This is a genomic window from Bradyrhizobium sp. SZCCHNR1017, assembly GCF_032381375.1.
Taxonomy (GTDB): domain Bacteria; phylum Pseudomonadota; class Alphaproteobacteria; order Rhizobiales; family Xanthobacteraceae; genus Bradyrhizobium.
The window spans coordinates 644,450-660,361 of the sequence record NZ_JAUHIR010000001.1; the positions used below are offsets into that span (position 1 = coordinate 644,450).

The window sequence follows — 15,912 nt, forward strand, 5'->3', positions numbered from 1 at the left end:
GCGGCCTGATTTCCAGCTATCCCGGCAGGTTCAAAGAGAAAAGACACGCGAATGGCATCATCGAACGACCCCGCTGCGGCGGTGCGACAAAACGTCGAGACACGGCTGGTCACGGCGGGGCGGGACACGAAAGCGCAGCACGGATTCGTGAATCCTCCTGTCGTTCATGGTTCAACGGTCCTGTATCCAACGGCTGAAGATCTGCATGCACACCGCGGCGAATTCCAGTACGGCCGCCACGGCACCCCGACCACGAAGGCGCTGCAGCAAGTGCTGATGGCGCTCGAGGGGCCGCAATGCGCCGGCGTCGGCATCGCGCCGTCAGGCCTCGGCGCCATCTCGACCACCCTGCTGTCGGTGCTCAAGGCCGGCGACCACGTTCTGGTGTGCGATAGCATCTATCGTCCAACCCGCAATTTCTGCAACGGCATGCTGGCACGCTATGGCGTCGAGACGACCTATTTCGACCCCTTGATCGGCGCAGGAATTGAGCAACTGCTCAAACCGAATACACGCGCGGTGGTTGTCGAGGCGCCGGGCTCGCAGTCCTTCGAAATGCCGGACATCCCCGTCATTGCCGCGGTTGCGCATGCGCACGGCGCGCTGGTCATCGACGACAACACCTGGGCGACGCCGCTCTACCATCGCTCCCTCGATCAGGGCGTCGACATCAGCATGCAGGCGGCCACCAAATATATCGGCGGCCACTCCGACATCATGTTCGGGACGATTTCGGCCAATGCGAAGGCGTGGCCGCTGATCTCCGAGGGCATCCGCCTGCTCGGCGTCTGCGCCGGACCGGACGACGTGTTCCTGGCCTTGCGCGGCGTACGGACGCTTGGCGTGCGCCTGGCGCAGCATCACCGGTCAGGCCTGGAGATGGCGCGCTGGCTCGCCGCGCGTCCTGAGGTGATCGAGGTGCTGCATCCCGCGCTGGAGAGCCATCCGGGGCACGCGATCTGGAAGCGCGATTTCACCGGCGCCTCCGGCCTGTTCAGCATCGTGCTGCAACCAAAGGCGCAGGCCGCCGTCGACGCCATGCTCGACACGCTCACGCTGTTCGGCATGGGCTATTCCTGGGGCGGCTTCGAGAGCCTGGCGATCCCGTTCGACTGCGCAAGCTACCGTACGGCGACCACATGGGCACCCGGCGGTCCGACATTGCGGCTGCACATCGGTCTCGAGAATACCGAGGATCTCAAGGCCGATCTCGATCGCGGCTTTGCCGCGTTCAACGCCGCTTGACCACGCCTGCAGGGGCGGAGCGCCGCGCGATCGGGCAACCGGGGCCGCCAAATTGGCGTTGATCCCCGGCCGATTGGGCGTAGCCTTGGTCTGAAGACAAGCGGGAACGAACGGGAATCATGGTTCTGCTCGATCTGATGGGTGGCGTGGCGCTGCTGCTGTGGGGCCTTCACATGGTCCACAGCGGCATCCTGCGCGCCTTCGGCCCGGATCTCAGGCTGCTGCTGTCGCGAGCGCTGCGGAACCGTTTCAGCGCCCTCGCGGCCGGACTCGGCCTCACCGCGCTTCTCCAGAGCAGCACGGCAACGGCGCTCATCACCACCTCCTTTGCTGCGGAAGGCCTCGTCGGCCTGATCCCCGCGATGGCGATCATGCTGGGCGCCAATATCGGCACCACGCTGATCGTCCAGGTGCTGTCGTTCAACGTCGCGGCCGTCGCGCCGATCCTGTTCGTGCTCGGCCTGGTGGCGTTCCGCAGCGGGCCGCGATCGCGCATCAAGGATCTCGGCCGGGTGTCGATCGGCCTCGGCCTGATGCTGCTGTCGCTCCATATCCTGATCGACACGCTCGCGCCGGCCGAGGAGGCGCCGGCGATGCGCGTGTTCATGCAGGCGATCACCGCCGACGTCACGCTGTGCATCATCTTCGGCGCCGCCGTCACCTGGATCGTGCATTCCAGCGTCGCGAGCGTGCTGCTGGTGATGTCGCTGGCCTATGCGCATTTCATCACGGCCGATGCGGCCATGGCACTGGTGCTCGGGGCCAATCTCGGCAGCGCCGTCAACCCGGTGTTCGAGGGCGCCCGGCGCGACAATCCCGCGAGCTATCGCCTGCCCGTCGGCAATCTCCTCAACCGCATCATCGGCGTCGCGCTGATCGCACCCTTCCTGCATCCGCTCGCGGCTCAGCTGCAGCAATGGCAGCCGGATCTGTCGAAGCTGACCGCGCAGTTTCACATGGCATTCAACCTCGGCACGGCGCTGGTCTTCATCGGTCTGCTCGGCAGCATCGAGAAGCTGCTCGTCAGACTGTTCCCCGACCGCCCGGCCGAAGTCGATCCCGCCAAGCCGCGCTACCTCGACGAGACCGCGCTGGAGACACCGTCGCTGGCGCTTGCGGACGCGGCGCGCGAGGCGCTGCGCATGGGCGATCTGGTCGAGACCATGTTGCGCAATGTCATGACCGCGATGATGACCAACGACCGTGGCCTCGTGGATCAGGTGTCACGCGCGGACAATGTCCGTCGACCGGCTCGACGAAGCCATCAAGCTTTACATCACCAAGCTGACGCGGGGCAGCCTGGACGATCGCGAGGGCAAGCGGGCGATGGAGATCATCTCCTTCGCGATCAACCTCGAACACATCGGCGACATCATCGACAAGAACCTGAGCGAGCTCGCAACCAAGAAGATCAAGCGCAGGTTCCAATTCTCCGCGGAGGGGGCCGACGAGCTGCAGGCCTTTCACCGCCAGATCATGGAGGCGCTCCGCGTCGCGTTCGGCATCTTCATGTCCGGCGATGCGCAGCAGGCGCACCAATTGCTCGATCAGAAAGCCGAGCTCCGCAACGCCGAGCTCGGCGCGACCGAGCGGCACCTCGAACGTCTGCGCGACGGCCGCTCGGAGACGCTCGAAACCACCTCACTGCATCTCGACGTGCTGCGTGACCTCAGGCGGATCCACTCACACATCTGTTCGGTCGCCTATCCTGTGCTCGATGCCGCCGGCGAGGTTGCGACGCGCCGCGGCGAGGCGGCTGACAGCGTGGCGACCACCGTGCCCGTGCCCCTGCCCCGGTCCTCAGCCCGGCCGCTGCCGCGCTGAGGCGCAGGACGGCCCCACGAACGGGCGACGGCACATCCGCCCTGTGAACCTGAAGCCCGCTCCGGTCAATTGCTCAGCGTCTGCGACTCGCGCTGACGGTTCTTGAAGATCAGCATCACGTTGCGGACGTAGATGATGTTCGACAGCAACTGGCCGAAGATGATGACCGGCTCGCGTTTGACGAGACCATAGATCAGCGTCATGAGGCCGCCGCCGATCGAGAAGAACCAGAAGGCAAGGGGCACCACGCTCTTGCCCGCGCGCTCGCTGGCGATCCACTGCACAAGGAAGCGCGCGGCGAAGGCCAGTTGGGCGGCGAGGCCGAACACCAGCCAGAAATCGAATTTGGCGATGAAGATGTCGTAGAGATAGTTGCTGAACGCCTGCCCGAATTGAATCAGCATTACTTTACCTCGATCACAACCGGCGTCGGCTTCTTGCGGCGGATCAGCCACCACACGCCGGCGAGATCCATGATCCCGATCCAGAGCCGGTCGAAGAACCCGTAGTTCGAGACACCGGAGTGCCGGGGTCGATCTGTCACGTCGATGTAGGCGATGTCGTAGCCCTCACGCCGCACCAGGGCGGGAAGGAAGCGGTGCAGACCATCGAAATACGGCATCATCAGGAAGACGTCGCGGCGGACCGCCTTGAGGCCGCAGCCGGTATCGCGGGTGCCGTCATGCAGCACCGCATTGCGGATCTTGTTGGCAAGCCGCGATTGCAGTTTCTTGAAGCCGGTGTCCTTGCGACCGACGCGCTGGCCTGCGACGAGGCCGACACCCGCCCCGCCCTTTTCGAGCGCAGCGATGAGGTCGGGCAGGAAGGCGGGATTGTTCTGCCCGTCGCCGTCCAGCGTCGCAACCATCGCGCCGTGGGCCGCGCGGATGCCGCTTCTGACGGCCGCCGATTGCCCGGACGACTTCTCATGGCGCAGCACGCGCAGGTTCGGCCGCCGCGCCATCTCCTCGGCGAGCCGTTGCGCGGTGTCATCGGTCGAGCCGTCGTTGACGTAGATGATCTCATAGGCCCAGAGACCGTCGAGCGCGGCCGCGATCTCGGTGATCAGGGGCGTGATGTTGCCGGCCTCGTTGCGCACGGGAACGACGATGGAGACGGCAACGGGGGTTTCGGTCGACAAGATGAGACTCGCGATGGCGTGACTGGACCGGTTCCTGCCCCGGGCGATGCGGCGGAGGCTTATTATGGGGCTTGGGGCCGCCTATCAACCCCTTTAGCGCGGTACGATTTGGCCGTCCTTGCCCAGGCGAAAGCCCAGCCGTCGTGCTGCGAACCAGTAGCGGACCAGCATGGCGCAGGCCAATCCGACCACGGCGCCGGCGACCACATCGCTTGGATGATGCGCCAGCAGCACCAGCCGACTCAGGGCAATCACGATGGCATAGATGAACATTGGTATCCGCAGCCGCGACCAGACGGCCGCAATGGCGAATGCGAGCGCGAAGGCGGTCACCGCATGCGCCGACGGCATGCTGAAATAGGCCGGCGTGCCGTTGAAGGGTTCGAAATTGAACGCGTTGGCCTTGCCGCCGACGAAGGGACGGCCGCGCCCGATGATATATTTCAACACCTGGGCCGATAGCACGGAGAGCAGAACCGCGAAGAAGAAAAACTGAACATGCGTCGCAAAGTTCAGAAGGCGGCTGCGCGAAGCCTCAGGCCACAACGGCGCGATCAGGATCGTCGCGACGACCCCCACTGCCAGCAGTCCCAGCACGTATTCGTCCTGGCCGAATTCGGTGATGATGCGCACCGGCCACAGGCTCGGTGTTCCACGCGCCGGCATCAGCCCGATTTCGTAGGCATCGAAGGTGAACATCAGCACCGAGACCACACTCAGGCCGATGGCACCGAGCAGGAGAAGCTCGCGTTGCAGGCGTTGCCGGCCCGCAGCGTCCGGCGCGGTCTGCGGCCGCCGAACCAGCCGGCCGAACGAGAATTTGCCGACCAGCGCGAGCTGGGCGAGATAGCCTGACGACAGCGAGGGCGTGTCTGGCGCCGACATCTACTCGGTGCCTTCCGAACGATAGATCGCAATCGAGACCGGGCGGCCTTGCGAGATGTTGTAGCCGTCGATGCGCTTGGCGACGTTGTAGCGCAGCCCGATGGCCTCGGCGCGCTGCACGAACGCCCGTTCGGTGCGCTGCTCGACAAGCGCGAAGCGGCACGCGCCATGGTTGAGGAAGTCGGCCGCCCCCGAGCCGTCGGTGAGCTGCGTCGAGGTTCCTGTCATGAACACGAGGCTAGGTTCGTGGAAACCTGCCGCTGCCGCCTTCGGCCCGACGCAGACCACGTTGCGCAGCGCGCGCGCAATCTCCGCGCTGGGAAACAGCGGTGTCAGCGCCGGCAGCACGGCGCCATACACCACGAACGCCAGGAACATCGCCGCCACGCCGGCATTCAAGAGCGAGCGCTCGGCACGGCCGTCGTCATAGAGCCACCAGGCGAACAGGCCGAAAATCAGCGACGCCGCCACGAACGGCCAGGCCAGGAACACCGGCTGGTGCGTGACGATGATGGCGCCGATCACGGCCACCACCGATGTGATGGCGGGAATCGCGAACCACCAGGCGGCGCCGCGCCGCAGCCAGTTGCGCGCCAGCACCCGCCGCTCCAGCGCGCCCACGGTGAGGATGGCGATTGCCGGATAGAGCGGCAGCACATAATGCGGCAGCTTGGTCAGGACGGCCTCGAACACGACCCAGGACGGCAGCAGCCAGGCCAGCAGGAACTGCGCCCCCGGCTCGCGCCGCGCGCGCCATACCGCAGGCGCCGCCATAGCGGCCAGCGGCGCGCCGGGCCAGAAGGTGATGAACAACAGCAGCAGATAAAGTCCCGGCGGTGCGCCGTGCGACTCCTGGGCGCCGATCTTGCTCAGCATGTCGCCGCCGACGGAATCGGCGAAGAAGGTGTCGCCGGCGCGCAGGAAGATCAGCACGAACCAGGGCAGCACCAGCACCAGCATCCACATCAGTCCCCATAGAGGGCGCAGACGCGATAGCCAGCCGGCACCACGATCCATGATCGCCAGCGCCACGATCGTCAGTCCTGCGAACATCAGAATCAGCGGGCCCTTGATCAGGATGCCGCCGGCGAGCGCCGTCCAGAAGATCGCAGGCGGTCCCCACGGTGGATGCACCGGATCCTCGCCGCGCTGCCACGACAGATACACGCGGGCCAGCGCACCCATCGCAGCCACCACGGTGAACAGCAGCATCGCGTCGGTCTTGGCGAGCCGGGCTTCCGCCCCGAGCAGCACCGAGCAGCACATCAGCAGGGCGGCGAACACGGCGCCGCGCCGTGTCACGAAGGAGAGCGCGGTCCAATAGGTCAGCAGCACCGCGCCGATGGCACCGATCAGCGAGGGAATGCGGTAGACCCAGATGCGCAGCTGCGCACGCGGCAGACCGATCGCCGACGCCGTCTCGACCGCAGCCGATTGCAACCAGTAGATGCCGACTGGCTTCTTGTAGCGCACGTCGTCCTGGAAGCGGATATCGACGTAATCGCCGCTCTCGACCATCTGCTTGGTCGCCTGGGCGAAGCGCGCCTCGTCGCGATCGATCGGCGGGATGGTGAAGAAGCCCGGCAGGAACAACAGCAGCCCGCAGACGAGCAGGAACGTCACCGCCCTGGTGTGGCTCACGGTGACGACATCGATCATCCGCGCCAGCCGATTGCCTGGATTGACCAGGTTCTTCGGCTCGCGCGGCTCTCCAAAACGGGGGCGGGCAAAGGTCTCGACCATGGGGTTCCGAATACGCTGAAACCGCTATGTCGACAACCGCTTAGCGAACCCTCACTGGATTCTGACCACAACTGTGTCCGCAGCGCCCGTGGCATCGATCACGGTGAGGCGGGCAAAGCCGGGCCCGGGCGGATCGATCAGGCGCTGGCGCCGGCTGTCGATCTCGCCGACGGCTAGTCCATTGACCAGCATGGTCAGCGGCAGCACGCCCCCGGACACTTTCACCGGCATCACCGACGCCTCGGGACCGGCGGACCGGTCGACATCGATGCGGGAGCCGTTCAGCGGGAACTGAATGTGCGGCGCCTGCTCCGCGCCGGTCCGCACCAGTTCTCCGACCGGCCGGAACCGGCGCAGGGGCAGCGGCAACTTTGAATTGCTGGCGACAAGCGCACCCTTGGGCGGCTTTGGCAGTGTCGCCGGCAGCTTGCCGCTGCGGGCAAAAGCGTCGAACAGGATCGGCGCCGCGGCGACGCGCCCGATCAGGCCGGGCACCGGCGCGCCGTCGGGCCTGCCGACCCAGACGCCGATCGTCACGCGGCCGTCGAAACCGACCGACCAGGCGTCGCGATAGCCGTAGCTGGTACCGGTCTTGAAGGCGATCCGGTTGCGGGCTGCGTTTTCCGGCGGCGGGGTCCCCAGCAGCACGTTGCCGACCTGCCAGGCGGCCGCCGAATCCATCAGCCGCAACGGCTCGCGGGCATCGTCGGTGCCCTCCCCGGTCATGATCTCACGCATCGGCCTGGTGGTGCCCAGTCGCGGGAATCCGGCATAGAGCTGGGCGAGGTCCTGCAGGGTCACGCCGACGCCGCCGAGGCCCATGGCAAGGCCTGGGGCTTCGTCCTTCGGCAGCACCAAATTGCCGCCGGCCTGTTTCAGTCGCGACGACAGCCGGCTGGCGCCGACACGGTCGAGCAGCACGATGGCGGGAACGTTCAGGGACAGTTGCAGCGCCTTGCGCACCGGCACCGTGCCCTGGAACGTCATGTCGAAATTTTCCGGCGCGTAGGAGCCGAAGCGCACCGGGCGGTCCTCGATGAGGCTCTCCGGGTGCACGAAGCCGTCCTCGAAGGCGAGCCCATATATGAACGGCTTCAGGGTCGATCCTGGCGAACGCACCGCGCGGGTCATGTCGACCTGCCCTGCCCGCTTCTCGTCGAAATAGTCGGCCGATCCGACATGGGCGAGCACGTCGCCGCTGTCATTGTCGACCACGATGATGCCGACCGAGACGTTCGGTCCCAATGCGATGGCGCGATCGCGCGCCAGCGGCTCCAGCACCTTCTGCAGCGAGGCATCCAGCGTAAGGCGGATGATCGGCTGATCCTTGACGGTCGCCGAGGCCTGGTCGGCAGCATGCGGCGCCAGGATCGGCATCGGCTGGCGGAAGGCCGGCACGGCTTGCGCCTTCGCCTGCGCCGCGTCCTCGGCGGAGATCACGTTCTCCGACACCATGCGGTCGAGAACGCGGTCGCGGCCGCGTCGAGCGGCCTCCGGATGCCGGTCGAGCCGCCGCGTCTCCGGCGACTGCGGCAGCGCCACCAAGAGTGCCGCTTCCGCCAGTGACAGCCGCTTCGGCTCCTTGCCGAAATACGCGATCGAGGCGGCGCGGATGCCTTCGAGATTGCCGCCATAGGGCGCGAGCGTCAGGTAGAGATCGAGGATCTCGTCCTTGCTCAGCTCATGCTCGAGCTCGAGCGCGCGCACGATCTGCCTAAGCTTGGCGTGCAGCGAGCGCTGCCGCCTGGGCTCGAGCAGCCGCGCCAGCTGCATCGTGATGGTCGAGCCGCCCGACACGATGTGGCCGTGCGCGCCGAGCTGGATCGTGGCGCGCGCCAGCGCGCGGGGGTCGACGCCGTGATGGTCGTAGAAGCGCTGGTCCTCATAGGCGAACAGCAGTCTCAAATAGGTCGGATCGACGTCCTTCTTCGCGCTGACCGGCAGCCGCCAGCGCCCATCCGCCATCGCATAGGCGCGCAGCAGCTTGCCGTGGCGGTCGACGACGGTGGTGGACACGGCTTTGGCCTCGCGCAGCGGCAGGGGGCCGAGGGAGATGGTGTAGGCGGTGAAGGCAAGGACGACTGCGACGAACAAAAACAGCGCGCCCGCGAGCAGCCGTTTGACGCTCCGCCCTCTCCTCGGGTCATGGCCGGGCTTGTCCCGGCCGTCCGCGCCTTCGTCGCCGCGAGCGATGGATGCCCGGGTCAAGCCTGGGCATGACGGAGTGTGCGGCTCCGTCCGGCCACCCAACTCACGATCGCTCGTTCCACCCTCGCTCATTTCGCCGCGCGGACCTCCACGGAGCCCGTACTGGTCCGACCATAGCGTGAGGGATTGTACATGTCTTCGACATAGGCCTGTGGCAGCACGTATTTGCCCGGCGACACCGCCCGCACCACGTAGGCGACCGTGAACACGGACTTGGAATCCGCGGCGCGGTCAAGCGCGGCGGTGAAGCGGTCGTCGCGGAACTCGGTATTGACCGGCTCCTGGCCGTCCTCGATCCAGTCGAGCGTGCCGCTGTCGCCCGACGACACCAGATGCGGATTGTCGATCTCCAGCCCCGCCGGTAGATAGTCGGACACCATGATGTGCCCGTATTCCGGCTTGGCCTCGGTGACCTTCAGCACGACAGCGAAACGGTCGTTCTGCTTCGCGGTTCTGATATCGGCCGGCTTGCCGTCGAGCGTGTAGTAGCCACGCTCGATCTTGAAGCCGTTCGATGCCGCCGGCTCCGGCGTCAGCGGCGAGCCGGAGACGGAGACCACCGCCTGCACCGGCGCATCACCGGTGTTGGTGATCTTCAGCGGCTGGCCCGAGAGCTCAGCCGCCTTGTAGCTGCGGTACAGCGCCTGCTTCACCGCCTGCCCGTTGACATCGAGCGTCAGCGTCTCCTTGGCGAGCGCACGCGCCGCCAGCACCATCCACGCATTCTCCTGCGTCGAGGTGTACGGCGTCAGGCCACGCGCTGCCTCGACGCGGGTCACCGCCTGCGTCAGCGTCGCGCGCGGCGCATTGCCTTCGCCGGCCAGTGACACCAATGCCGCCGCATCACGCAGGTCGGAGCCGTAATCGGTGCGGCCGAACACCAGCACCGGCTTCGGCGCGAGGCTGTCGGCGGCTGCCGCATAGACCCGCTCGGCGCGGGCGCGGTCGCCGACCAGCGCGAGCGCCGCGGCGAGCTGCGCCTTGGCAATTGGAGTTGCGAGATTGCCGAGCTTGGTGTCGGCGAGATAGCGCAGGTCGCCGATCGGCGCCGCGCCGTTGCGCGCGAGCACGTAGAGGCCGTAGGCGAGATCGCGGCCGCCGCTCTTCTCCGGCTCCTCGGCATTGACCACCGAGTTCCTGACGCGGTCGAGCGCGCTCTTGAACAGCACGTCCGGCACGGCAAAGCCCTTTTCGCGGGCGCGGGTCAGGAAATCCGTCACGTAGGCATCGAGCCAGGGATCGTCGCCGCCGGCCGACCACAGACCGAACGAGCCGTTGGAGCCCTGACGCGCCAGCAAGCGGTCGATCGAGTCGCGGATGCGCTGGTCGACCTCGGTGTCCATCGCGAGATGCGCGCCGGCTGCGAGCTCGTTGACATAGAGCAGCGGCATCGCGCGGCTGGTGATCTGCTCCGAACAGCCATGCGGATAGCGGTCGAGCGCCTTGAGGATGGTTGCCGCATCGAGCGCGGTCGACAGTCCCGCCGACAGCGACACCGTACCGGTGCCCGCCACGAGATCATTGAACATGTCCGATGTCAGCGTCAGGCTCTCGCCCTTCGCGAGCGTGCGGATCGAGCGCCGCGCCAGCACCTGGGTCGCCGGCTTGACGTCGAGCTGATAGTGCCGCGCCAGCGCCAGCCCGTTGGGGCCCTTGATATCGACGTCGAGCTGCGCCGTACCGGTGCCGCTGGCATCCAGCGGCAGCGTCGACGACGCCCGCTGCTTGGCAGCGAGCTTCAGCGTGACGTTGGCATTGCCGGAGACCTTGACCGGGCCGCTGGCCTTGACGCCGACGACATAGTCGCCCGGCGCACCCTCGACGTTATCGAGGTCGAACGACAGCGTGCCGCGGTCGCCGCTCAACAAAAAGCGCGGCAGGGTCGCGGTCAGCACCACCGGATCGCGCACGGTGACGTCGACATTGGCCCGGCCGACTTTCGTGGCGCTCCATGCGACCGCCATCACCCGCGCAGTTCCTGCGAACTCCGGAATATCGAAGCTGACCTCGGCGGTGCCATCGGGCCCGACGGTCACGATGCCCGAATACAGCGCCAGCGGCTTCTGCGTCGGCGGCGAGCCCTGCAGCTCGGCTCCGCCACTGTCGCCGCCCGAGCGGATCTGGCCGCGCGTGCCCTGCATGCCGTCGATCAGCTGGCCATAGAGGTCGCGGATCTCGGCGGAGAGCTGGCGCTGGCCGAGATAGTAATCGTCGGGCGCCGGCGGCTTGTAGTTGGTAAGGTTGAGAATGCCGACATCGACCGCCGCGATCACGATCTTGGCGTCCTCGCCGGGATTGAGCCCGCCGACCTTGACCGGAATCTTCAACGCCGAGCCCGGACGTACCAGCGCAGGCGGCGTCAGAGCCACGTTGAGCGTGCGCGCTGATTTGTCGATGCCGAACCAGGCGACGCCGAGCGCGCGGCCCGGCATGCGCTGCGCGGCCGCATCGAGCGGACGGCGCAGCGTCGTGACGACATAGGCGCCGGTGCCCCAATCCTTGCCGACCGCAAGCTTGACTTGGTTGGTACCTTCCTTGACCTCGGTGGTCTGCGTCGTCAGCAGCCGGTCGCCGAGCACGTTGACCGTCAGCTTGCCGGCAGTGCGCGCATTGACCGTCACGACCATGCTCTCGCCGGACTGGTATTGCGGCTTGTCGAGCGAGGTCTCCAAGAGATCCGGCGTGTCGGCGCTGCCGTCGGTGTACCAGCCGACATCGAACTGCAGCGACGTCACCGGGCCGTCGGCATCCGCCGACTTGACGTCGAGGCGATAGCGCCCGGCCTCCGGCTGGAAGCTCAGCCGCGCCGGCTTGTTGGCTGATATCGTGACGTCGCCGTCGCCGACGCGCTTCGTCGACTTCACCGGCTCGTACTCCCAATAGGAGTTCTGCCGGTACCACTGGTAGCGCGACTCGATCTTCAGCAGCTCATAGCGCAGCCCGCTTCGCGCCAGCGTCTTGCCCTCCGGCGAGACGAACACGACGTCGAACTCGGCCTTGTCGCCCTCGCCGACGCTCTTGCCGGAGAACGACGGTTTGATGCCGATCTGCGCCGCCTTGGGCGCCACGGGGAGCACCAGCTTGCGCTCGACGGCGCGGCCGCCGGTCTCAGCCAGGCGCACATAGATCTGCGCCTCCTGCGGCCGGCTGGAGGACGGCGGCTTGGGCAGGCTCACCGGGAACGTCGCCGCCCCCTTCTCGTCCGTTTCCGGCATGCCTTCGATCGGGGTGCGCTCGTTGGAGGCGCTCTCCTCGTCGGCGACGCCGAACTGGTAGCCCGGGAACCCCGGCCGCTCGGACGCGGTCGTCACCAGCAGGTCGCCTTCGAGCTGCAGGCCGGAGGCCGGCGCACCGTAGAGGAAATGGCCGTCGACCTTCACCTCCACCGGAGTCTCAGCCTTGATCTGCTTGTCCTTGGAGCTCAAGTCGAATTCCAGCCGCTCGGGGACGTAATCCTCGACCATGAAGGTGGTCTCGCCGACCGCCGTCCCCTTCGGATCGGTGAAGGCGCGGACGCGATAGGTGCCGGTCGGCACCGCCGAGTTCAGCGCCACGCTGAACGAACGGCCGCCGGCGCCCTGGTCCGGCAGCACCGCGCGGCGAAACTCGACGCCGTCGGGACGCTCGACGACCAGCGTCAGCGGCGTGCCGGTCATGGCATTGCCCTTGCCGTCGCGCAGCAGCGCGGTGAGGTAGACCGTCTCGTTGGAGCGGTAGACGCCGCGCTCCGAATAGACGAAGGCGTCCGGCCCCGTGGGCGCTTCGCGCCCGGCGACGCCGCGATCGGACAGGTCGAAGGCTGACGTCTTCAGGCTGAGGAAGGCATAGTCGGTCTTCTCGCCCGACACGGTCAGCATCGCCGGCGACAGCCCGCCCTCGCCACGCGCCAGGCCCGTCTCGAACAGCACGTGGCCGGCGTCGTCGGTCTTGCGCGTCGCAAGGATCTCGTTGTTGCGCGCCACCAGCCGCACCTCGGCGCGCGCGACCGGATCCGTCGAGGCCAGCGAATTGACGAACACGTGAATGCCGTCATTGCCGGAGAACGCGGCGACGCCGAGATCGGAGACGATGAACCATTGCGTCGCGAGCTGGCCGCCGTCCTCGTCATTGCCGCTCGTCGGCCCCTTCGGCGTCGCCGTCATCACATACACGCCGGGCTGCATGTCGCTCAGCGCCTGGTCGACCGGGAAGGCGGTGGTGACGTCCTGGTTCAGGGTCATCGCGGTCGACAGCTCGCCGCTCCACACCTTCATGCCGCGCTCATTGCCGAGATCGGTGAGCTGATAGCTCGACAGCGGCCGCTGGAAGTCGCTGTCGATGACGGTGTTGATCAAATTGCGGTCGCCGATCCGGAACACGTTGATGTTGACCGCCGGCGTGTTGACGCTGACCAGCGGAATGCCCTTCTGCCCGGTGCGCGGCAGCACATAGGCCTTGCCGGTGAAGCGCACGAACGGCTTGCGGTCGCGGACATAGATGTTGAACTCGGCCGATTTCGGCAGGCTCTCCTTGACGCCCGAGGGCAGCCCGGCGCGCAGATTGATGTTGTAGCGCTCGCCGTGCTTGAGGCCCTCGACGCAGAGCTGCTTGTCCTCCGAGGTCAGCGCCGGCTTGTCATTGCCGGCCTGGGCCACGAACGGCGAGAAGTCGGTGCGCTTGGCGAGGTCCTCGGAGAACTGGAAGCAGGCGCGCGGGCTCGCCGAGTCCGAATCCACGGTGTAGTCGAGCAGCTTGAAGCCGTGCTCGTCGCGCATCCGCTCATACTGCCCGCGGACATCGGCCACCTCACGCAGCTCGAGCGACATCCTGAGCGTATCCAGCGCTGGCCGCCACAGCTTGCGCTCGGCCATGGTCTTGCCGAGCACGGCCAGCGCATCCGCCTCCTCGCCGGCATTGCCGGCGCGCTGATAGGCGATGTAGGCCGCCGTCGAGGCCCGCTCCAGCAGGAAGGTCTGCTCCGACGAGTTGATCGGCTTGATCTGGTTGAGCACGGTGCGCGCCAGCCGCAGCCAATTACCGGAATCATCCGGCGCAGCGGTTGCGATCTGCCCGAGGATCTGCAGGCCGGTCCGCAGGTCGTTCCGCCGCAGCGCCGCGTCGGCATCGGTGCGGAGCGTCGCCAGCGGCTTGTTCACCGCCCCCGCCTCGCTCTTGATCTGCGCCTCCAGCTTGATCGCGGCATCCGCCAGGTCGTCGCGCTTGAACGCCTTGTCGGCGGCGTGGGCAGAAGCAAGGCTGAGCGCCATGATGGCGCAGAGGACGGCGGCGCGAACCAGACCGATCATGGGGCAGCTCCTTGGACGGCGATTGGGGCGGCTGTTCCGGACACGCGGAGAGATGTCCGTGTTTGGCCGATTCGTGGCGAGAATGGACGCGAAATGGTGACGGACTGATGGCAAAGGTTGCAGTGGACCGGCGAGCGACCCGTCGCAGGCGCGATCATCGGCACGCACATGCGACAGGAAAATCTGTTCATCAACGGGCAATTCACGGGACATGGCATACAGACAAGCCGCGGCGGCCGCCGATCCGGCGCCGCTGACGCGCAAATGGGGCGATAGACCCACCTCCGCCTCCGCTTGGTCTCGCCGGGCCTCCGTCGGGTTCGGCCGCTCTTGGCGAAACGGAAGATTTTTCATATGACCCGTGCTATGGAAAGCGCGCCGGCCGGGCTTCGCCCCCCCGGCACCCATCCCATGACGCTCATCCTCCGGACGTTCATCTTGGGATGGTCACCCGGCGATAGTCGTCTCACGACGACGGTCCCATAGCTCAACTGGATAGAGTAGCGGATTTCTACTCCGCGGGTTGCAGGTTCGAGTCCTGCTGGGATCGCCAGTCGCCACGCCAGCGCCATCCTGGCGCCCCGCCACTCGTCCATTTTGAAACATTGCCGTGAACGACAGGGCGTGCGCACCCGAGCTCGCCCTCGTTTGGCGGGCGCGTAGCCATGGCGTTGGGGGGCTCGGTTGGCGAAACATGAGGCATCCCGGTTTCTGGTCAGAATCCTGCGGTCCCGATTCCGCGACCACAAGACGGAGTTGTCCGAGTTGCAGCGTCACATCCGGCGCGGCGACATCGTCTGCGACATCGGCGCCAACAAGGGCAGTTTTCTCTACTGGCTGGCACGGTGGTCGGCGCCGGGGCGGGTCGTCGCCTTCGAGCCCCAGCCGGATCTTGCCGAACGATTGGCGCGGCTCTGCTCCCGGTTCTCGCTCGACAATGTCGTCGTCGAACCGCGCGCCGTCTATTCGTGCTCCAGCAGGAAAACCCTGTTCGTTCCCGAAGGGCATCAGCCCGGAGCCTCGCTGCTCCGGCCCGCCGAGACCTCGAAGGCGATCCAGGTGCAGACGACGTCGCTGGACGACTATCTCCCCGACACCGCAAACGTCTCTGCGATCAAGATCGACGTCGAGGGTGCCGAACTCGACGTACTGCGCGGCGCCGAGCGCACCTTGCGCCGATGCCGGCCGTTGATCGTGGTCGAGTGCGACCGCCGCCTGGCGACGCTCGACAGGGTGAAGGAGACATTCTTGCTCCTGCGGAGTCTCGGCTATCGGGGCCAATTCCTGAGCCGCGGGAGATTGTTTCCGTTGTCTGCCTTCGACCCGGAAATCCATCAGCGCGCCGATGGCGAATGGTTCTGGAAGCGGAAGGACTATTGCAACAACTTCATCTTCAGGAGCGTGCGCGCGCCGACGTCCTGTGACCACGAAGCTTTCCTGGCACCGATCGAAACCACTTCGCCGGGCGCACGAAGTCGTCCTGAAACAGTTCCCCGGCACGTTGCCCAGCATCACATCGACTGATGGGGCTTACCGATGTCCATGTTGCTGAGCTTTATTTTCGAATCCTATTGCCTGAGC

The 15,912-nt window shown here is 66.5% G+C and carries 7 protein-coding genes, 1 tRNA gene and 2 pseudogenes; 4 read left to right on the forward strand and 6 right to left on the reverse strand.

Annotated elements, in window-relative coordinates:
* The first annotated feature begins 51 nt into the window (after nucleotides 1–51).
* Nucleotides 52–1,245 (forward strand): cystathionine beta-lyase, encoded by a 1,194-nt coding sequence (gene metC, locus QW863_RS03090; protein WP_315711845.1) that lies wholly within the window; start codon nucleotides 52–54, stop codon nucleotides 1,243–1,245.
* 119 nt (nucleotides 1,246–1,364) lie between these two features.
* Nucleotides 1,365–3,069, forward strand: a pseudogene (locus QW863_RS03095) (Na/Pi cotransporter family protein).
* A gap of 65 nt (nucleotides 3,070–3,134) precedes the next feature.
* Here the strand turns inward: QW863_RS03095 and QW863_RS03100 are convergent.
* The 6 genes from QW863_RS03100 to QW863_RS03125 form a co-directional block, all read right to left on the reverse strand.
* The gene (locus QW863_RS03100; RefSeq protein ID WP_172109779.1) at nucleotides 3,135–3,473 is read right to left on the reverse strand and encodes a lipid-A-disaccharide synthase N-terminal domain-containing protein; all 339 of its coding nucleotides are present in this window, start codon (nucleotides 3,471–3,473) and stop codon (nucleotides 3,135–3,137) included.
* Nucleotides 3,473–4,210, reverse strand: a complete 738-nt coding sequence (locus QW863_RS03105; RefSeq protein WP_315711843.1) for a glycosyltransferase family 2 protein — start codon at nucleotides 4,208–4,210, stop codon at nucleotides 3,473–3,475. Before QW863_RS03105 ends, QW863_RS03100 begins: the two co-directional genes overlap by 1 nt.
* Nucleotides 4,211–4,303: 93 nt before the next feature.
* Nucleotides 4,304–5,095, reverse strand: a complete 792-nt coding sequence (locus tag QW863_RS03110; protein ID WP_315711842.1) for a phosphatase PAP2 family protein — start codon at nucleotides 5,093–5,095, stop codon at nucleotides 4,304–4,306.
* Complete coding sequence (locus tag QW863_RS03115) at nucleotides 5,096–6,838, reverse strand: glycosyltransferase family 39 protein (protein ID WP_315711840.1); 1,743 nt, start codon at nucleotides 6,836–6,838, stop codon at nucleotides 5,096–5,098.
* A gap of 51 nt (nucleotides 6,839–6,889) precedes the next feature.
* Nucleotides 6,890–9,118 carry a penicillin-binding protein 1C gene (gene pbpC, locus QW863_RS03120; protein ID WP_315711838.1) on the reverse strand — a complete coding sequence of 743 codons (2,229 nt, stop codon included), beginning with the start codon at nucleotides 9,116–9,118 and terminating at the stop codon, nucleotides 6,890–6,892.
* Nucleotides 9,115–14,331, reverse strand: coding sequence for an alpha-2-macroglobulin (locus QW863_RS03125; RefSeq protein ID WP_315711837.1), 5,217 nt, complete (start codon nucleotides 14,329–14,331; stop codon nucleotides 9,115–9,117). Before QW863_RS03125 ends, pbpC begins: the two co-directional genes overlap by 4 nt.
* 476 nt (nucleotides 14,332–14,807) lie before the next feature.
* Here QW863_RS03125 and QW863_RS03130 point away from each other — a divergent pair.
* Both QW863_RS03130 and QW863_RS03135 read left to right on the forward strand, forming a co-directional pair.
* Nucleotides 14,808–14,884, forward strand: a tRNA-Arg gene (locus QW863_RS03130).
* A 131-nt stretch (nucleotides 14,885–15,015) separates the two neighbouring features.
* Nucleotides 15,016–15,750 (forward strand): annotated as a pseudogene (locus QW863_RS03135) (FkbM family methyltransferase); the annotation flags it as partial.
* Nucleotides 15,751–15,912: the final 162 nt, after the last annotated feature.

Bases quoted from the DNA above. Each gene is read 5' to 3' on its own strand.
- metC (WP_315711845.1), top strand. From the start codon at position 52: ATGGCATCATCGAACGACCCCGCTGCGGCGGTGCGACAAAACGTCGAG.
- QW863_RS03100 (WP_172109779.1), bottom strand. From the start codon at position 3,473: ATGCTGATTCAATTCGGGCAGGCGTTCAGCAACTATCTCTACGACATC.
- QW863_RS03110 (WP_315711842.1), bottom strand. From the start codon at position 5,095: ATGTCGGCGCCAGACACGCCCTCGCTGTCGTCAGGCTATCTCGCCCAG.
- QW863_RS03115 (WP_315711840.1), bottom strand. From the start codon at position 6,838: ATGGTCGAGACCTTTGCCCGCCCCCGTTTTGGAGAGCCGCGCGAGCCG.
- pbpC (WP_315711838.1), bottom strand. From the start codon at position 9,118: ATGAGCGAGGGTGGAACGAGCGATCGTGAGTTGGGTGGCCGGACGGAG.
- QW863_RS03125 (WP_315711837.1), bottom strand. From the start codon at position 14,331: ATGATCGGTCTGGTTCGCGCCGCCGTCCTCTGCGCCATCATGGCGCTC.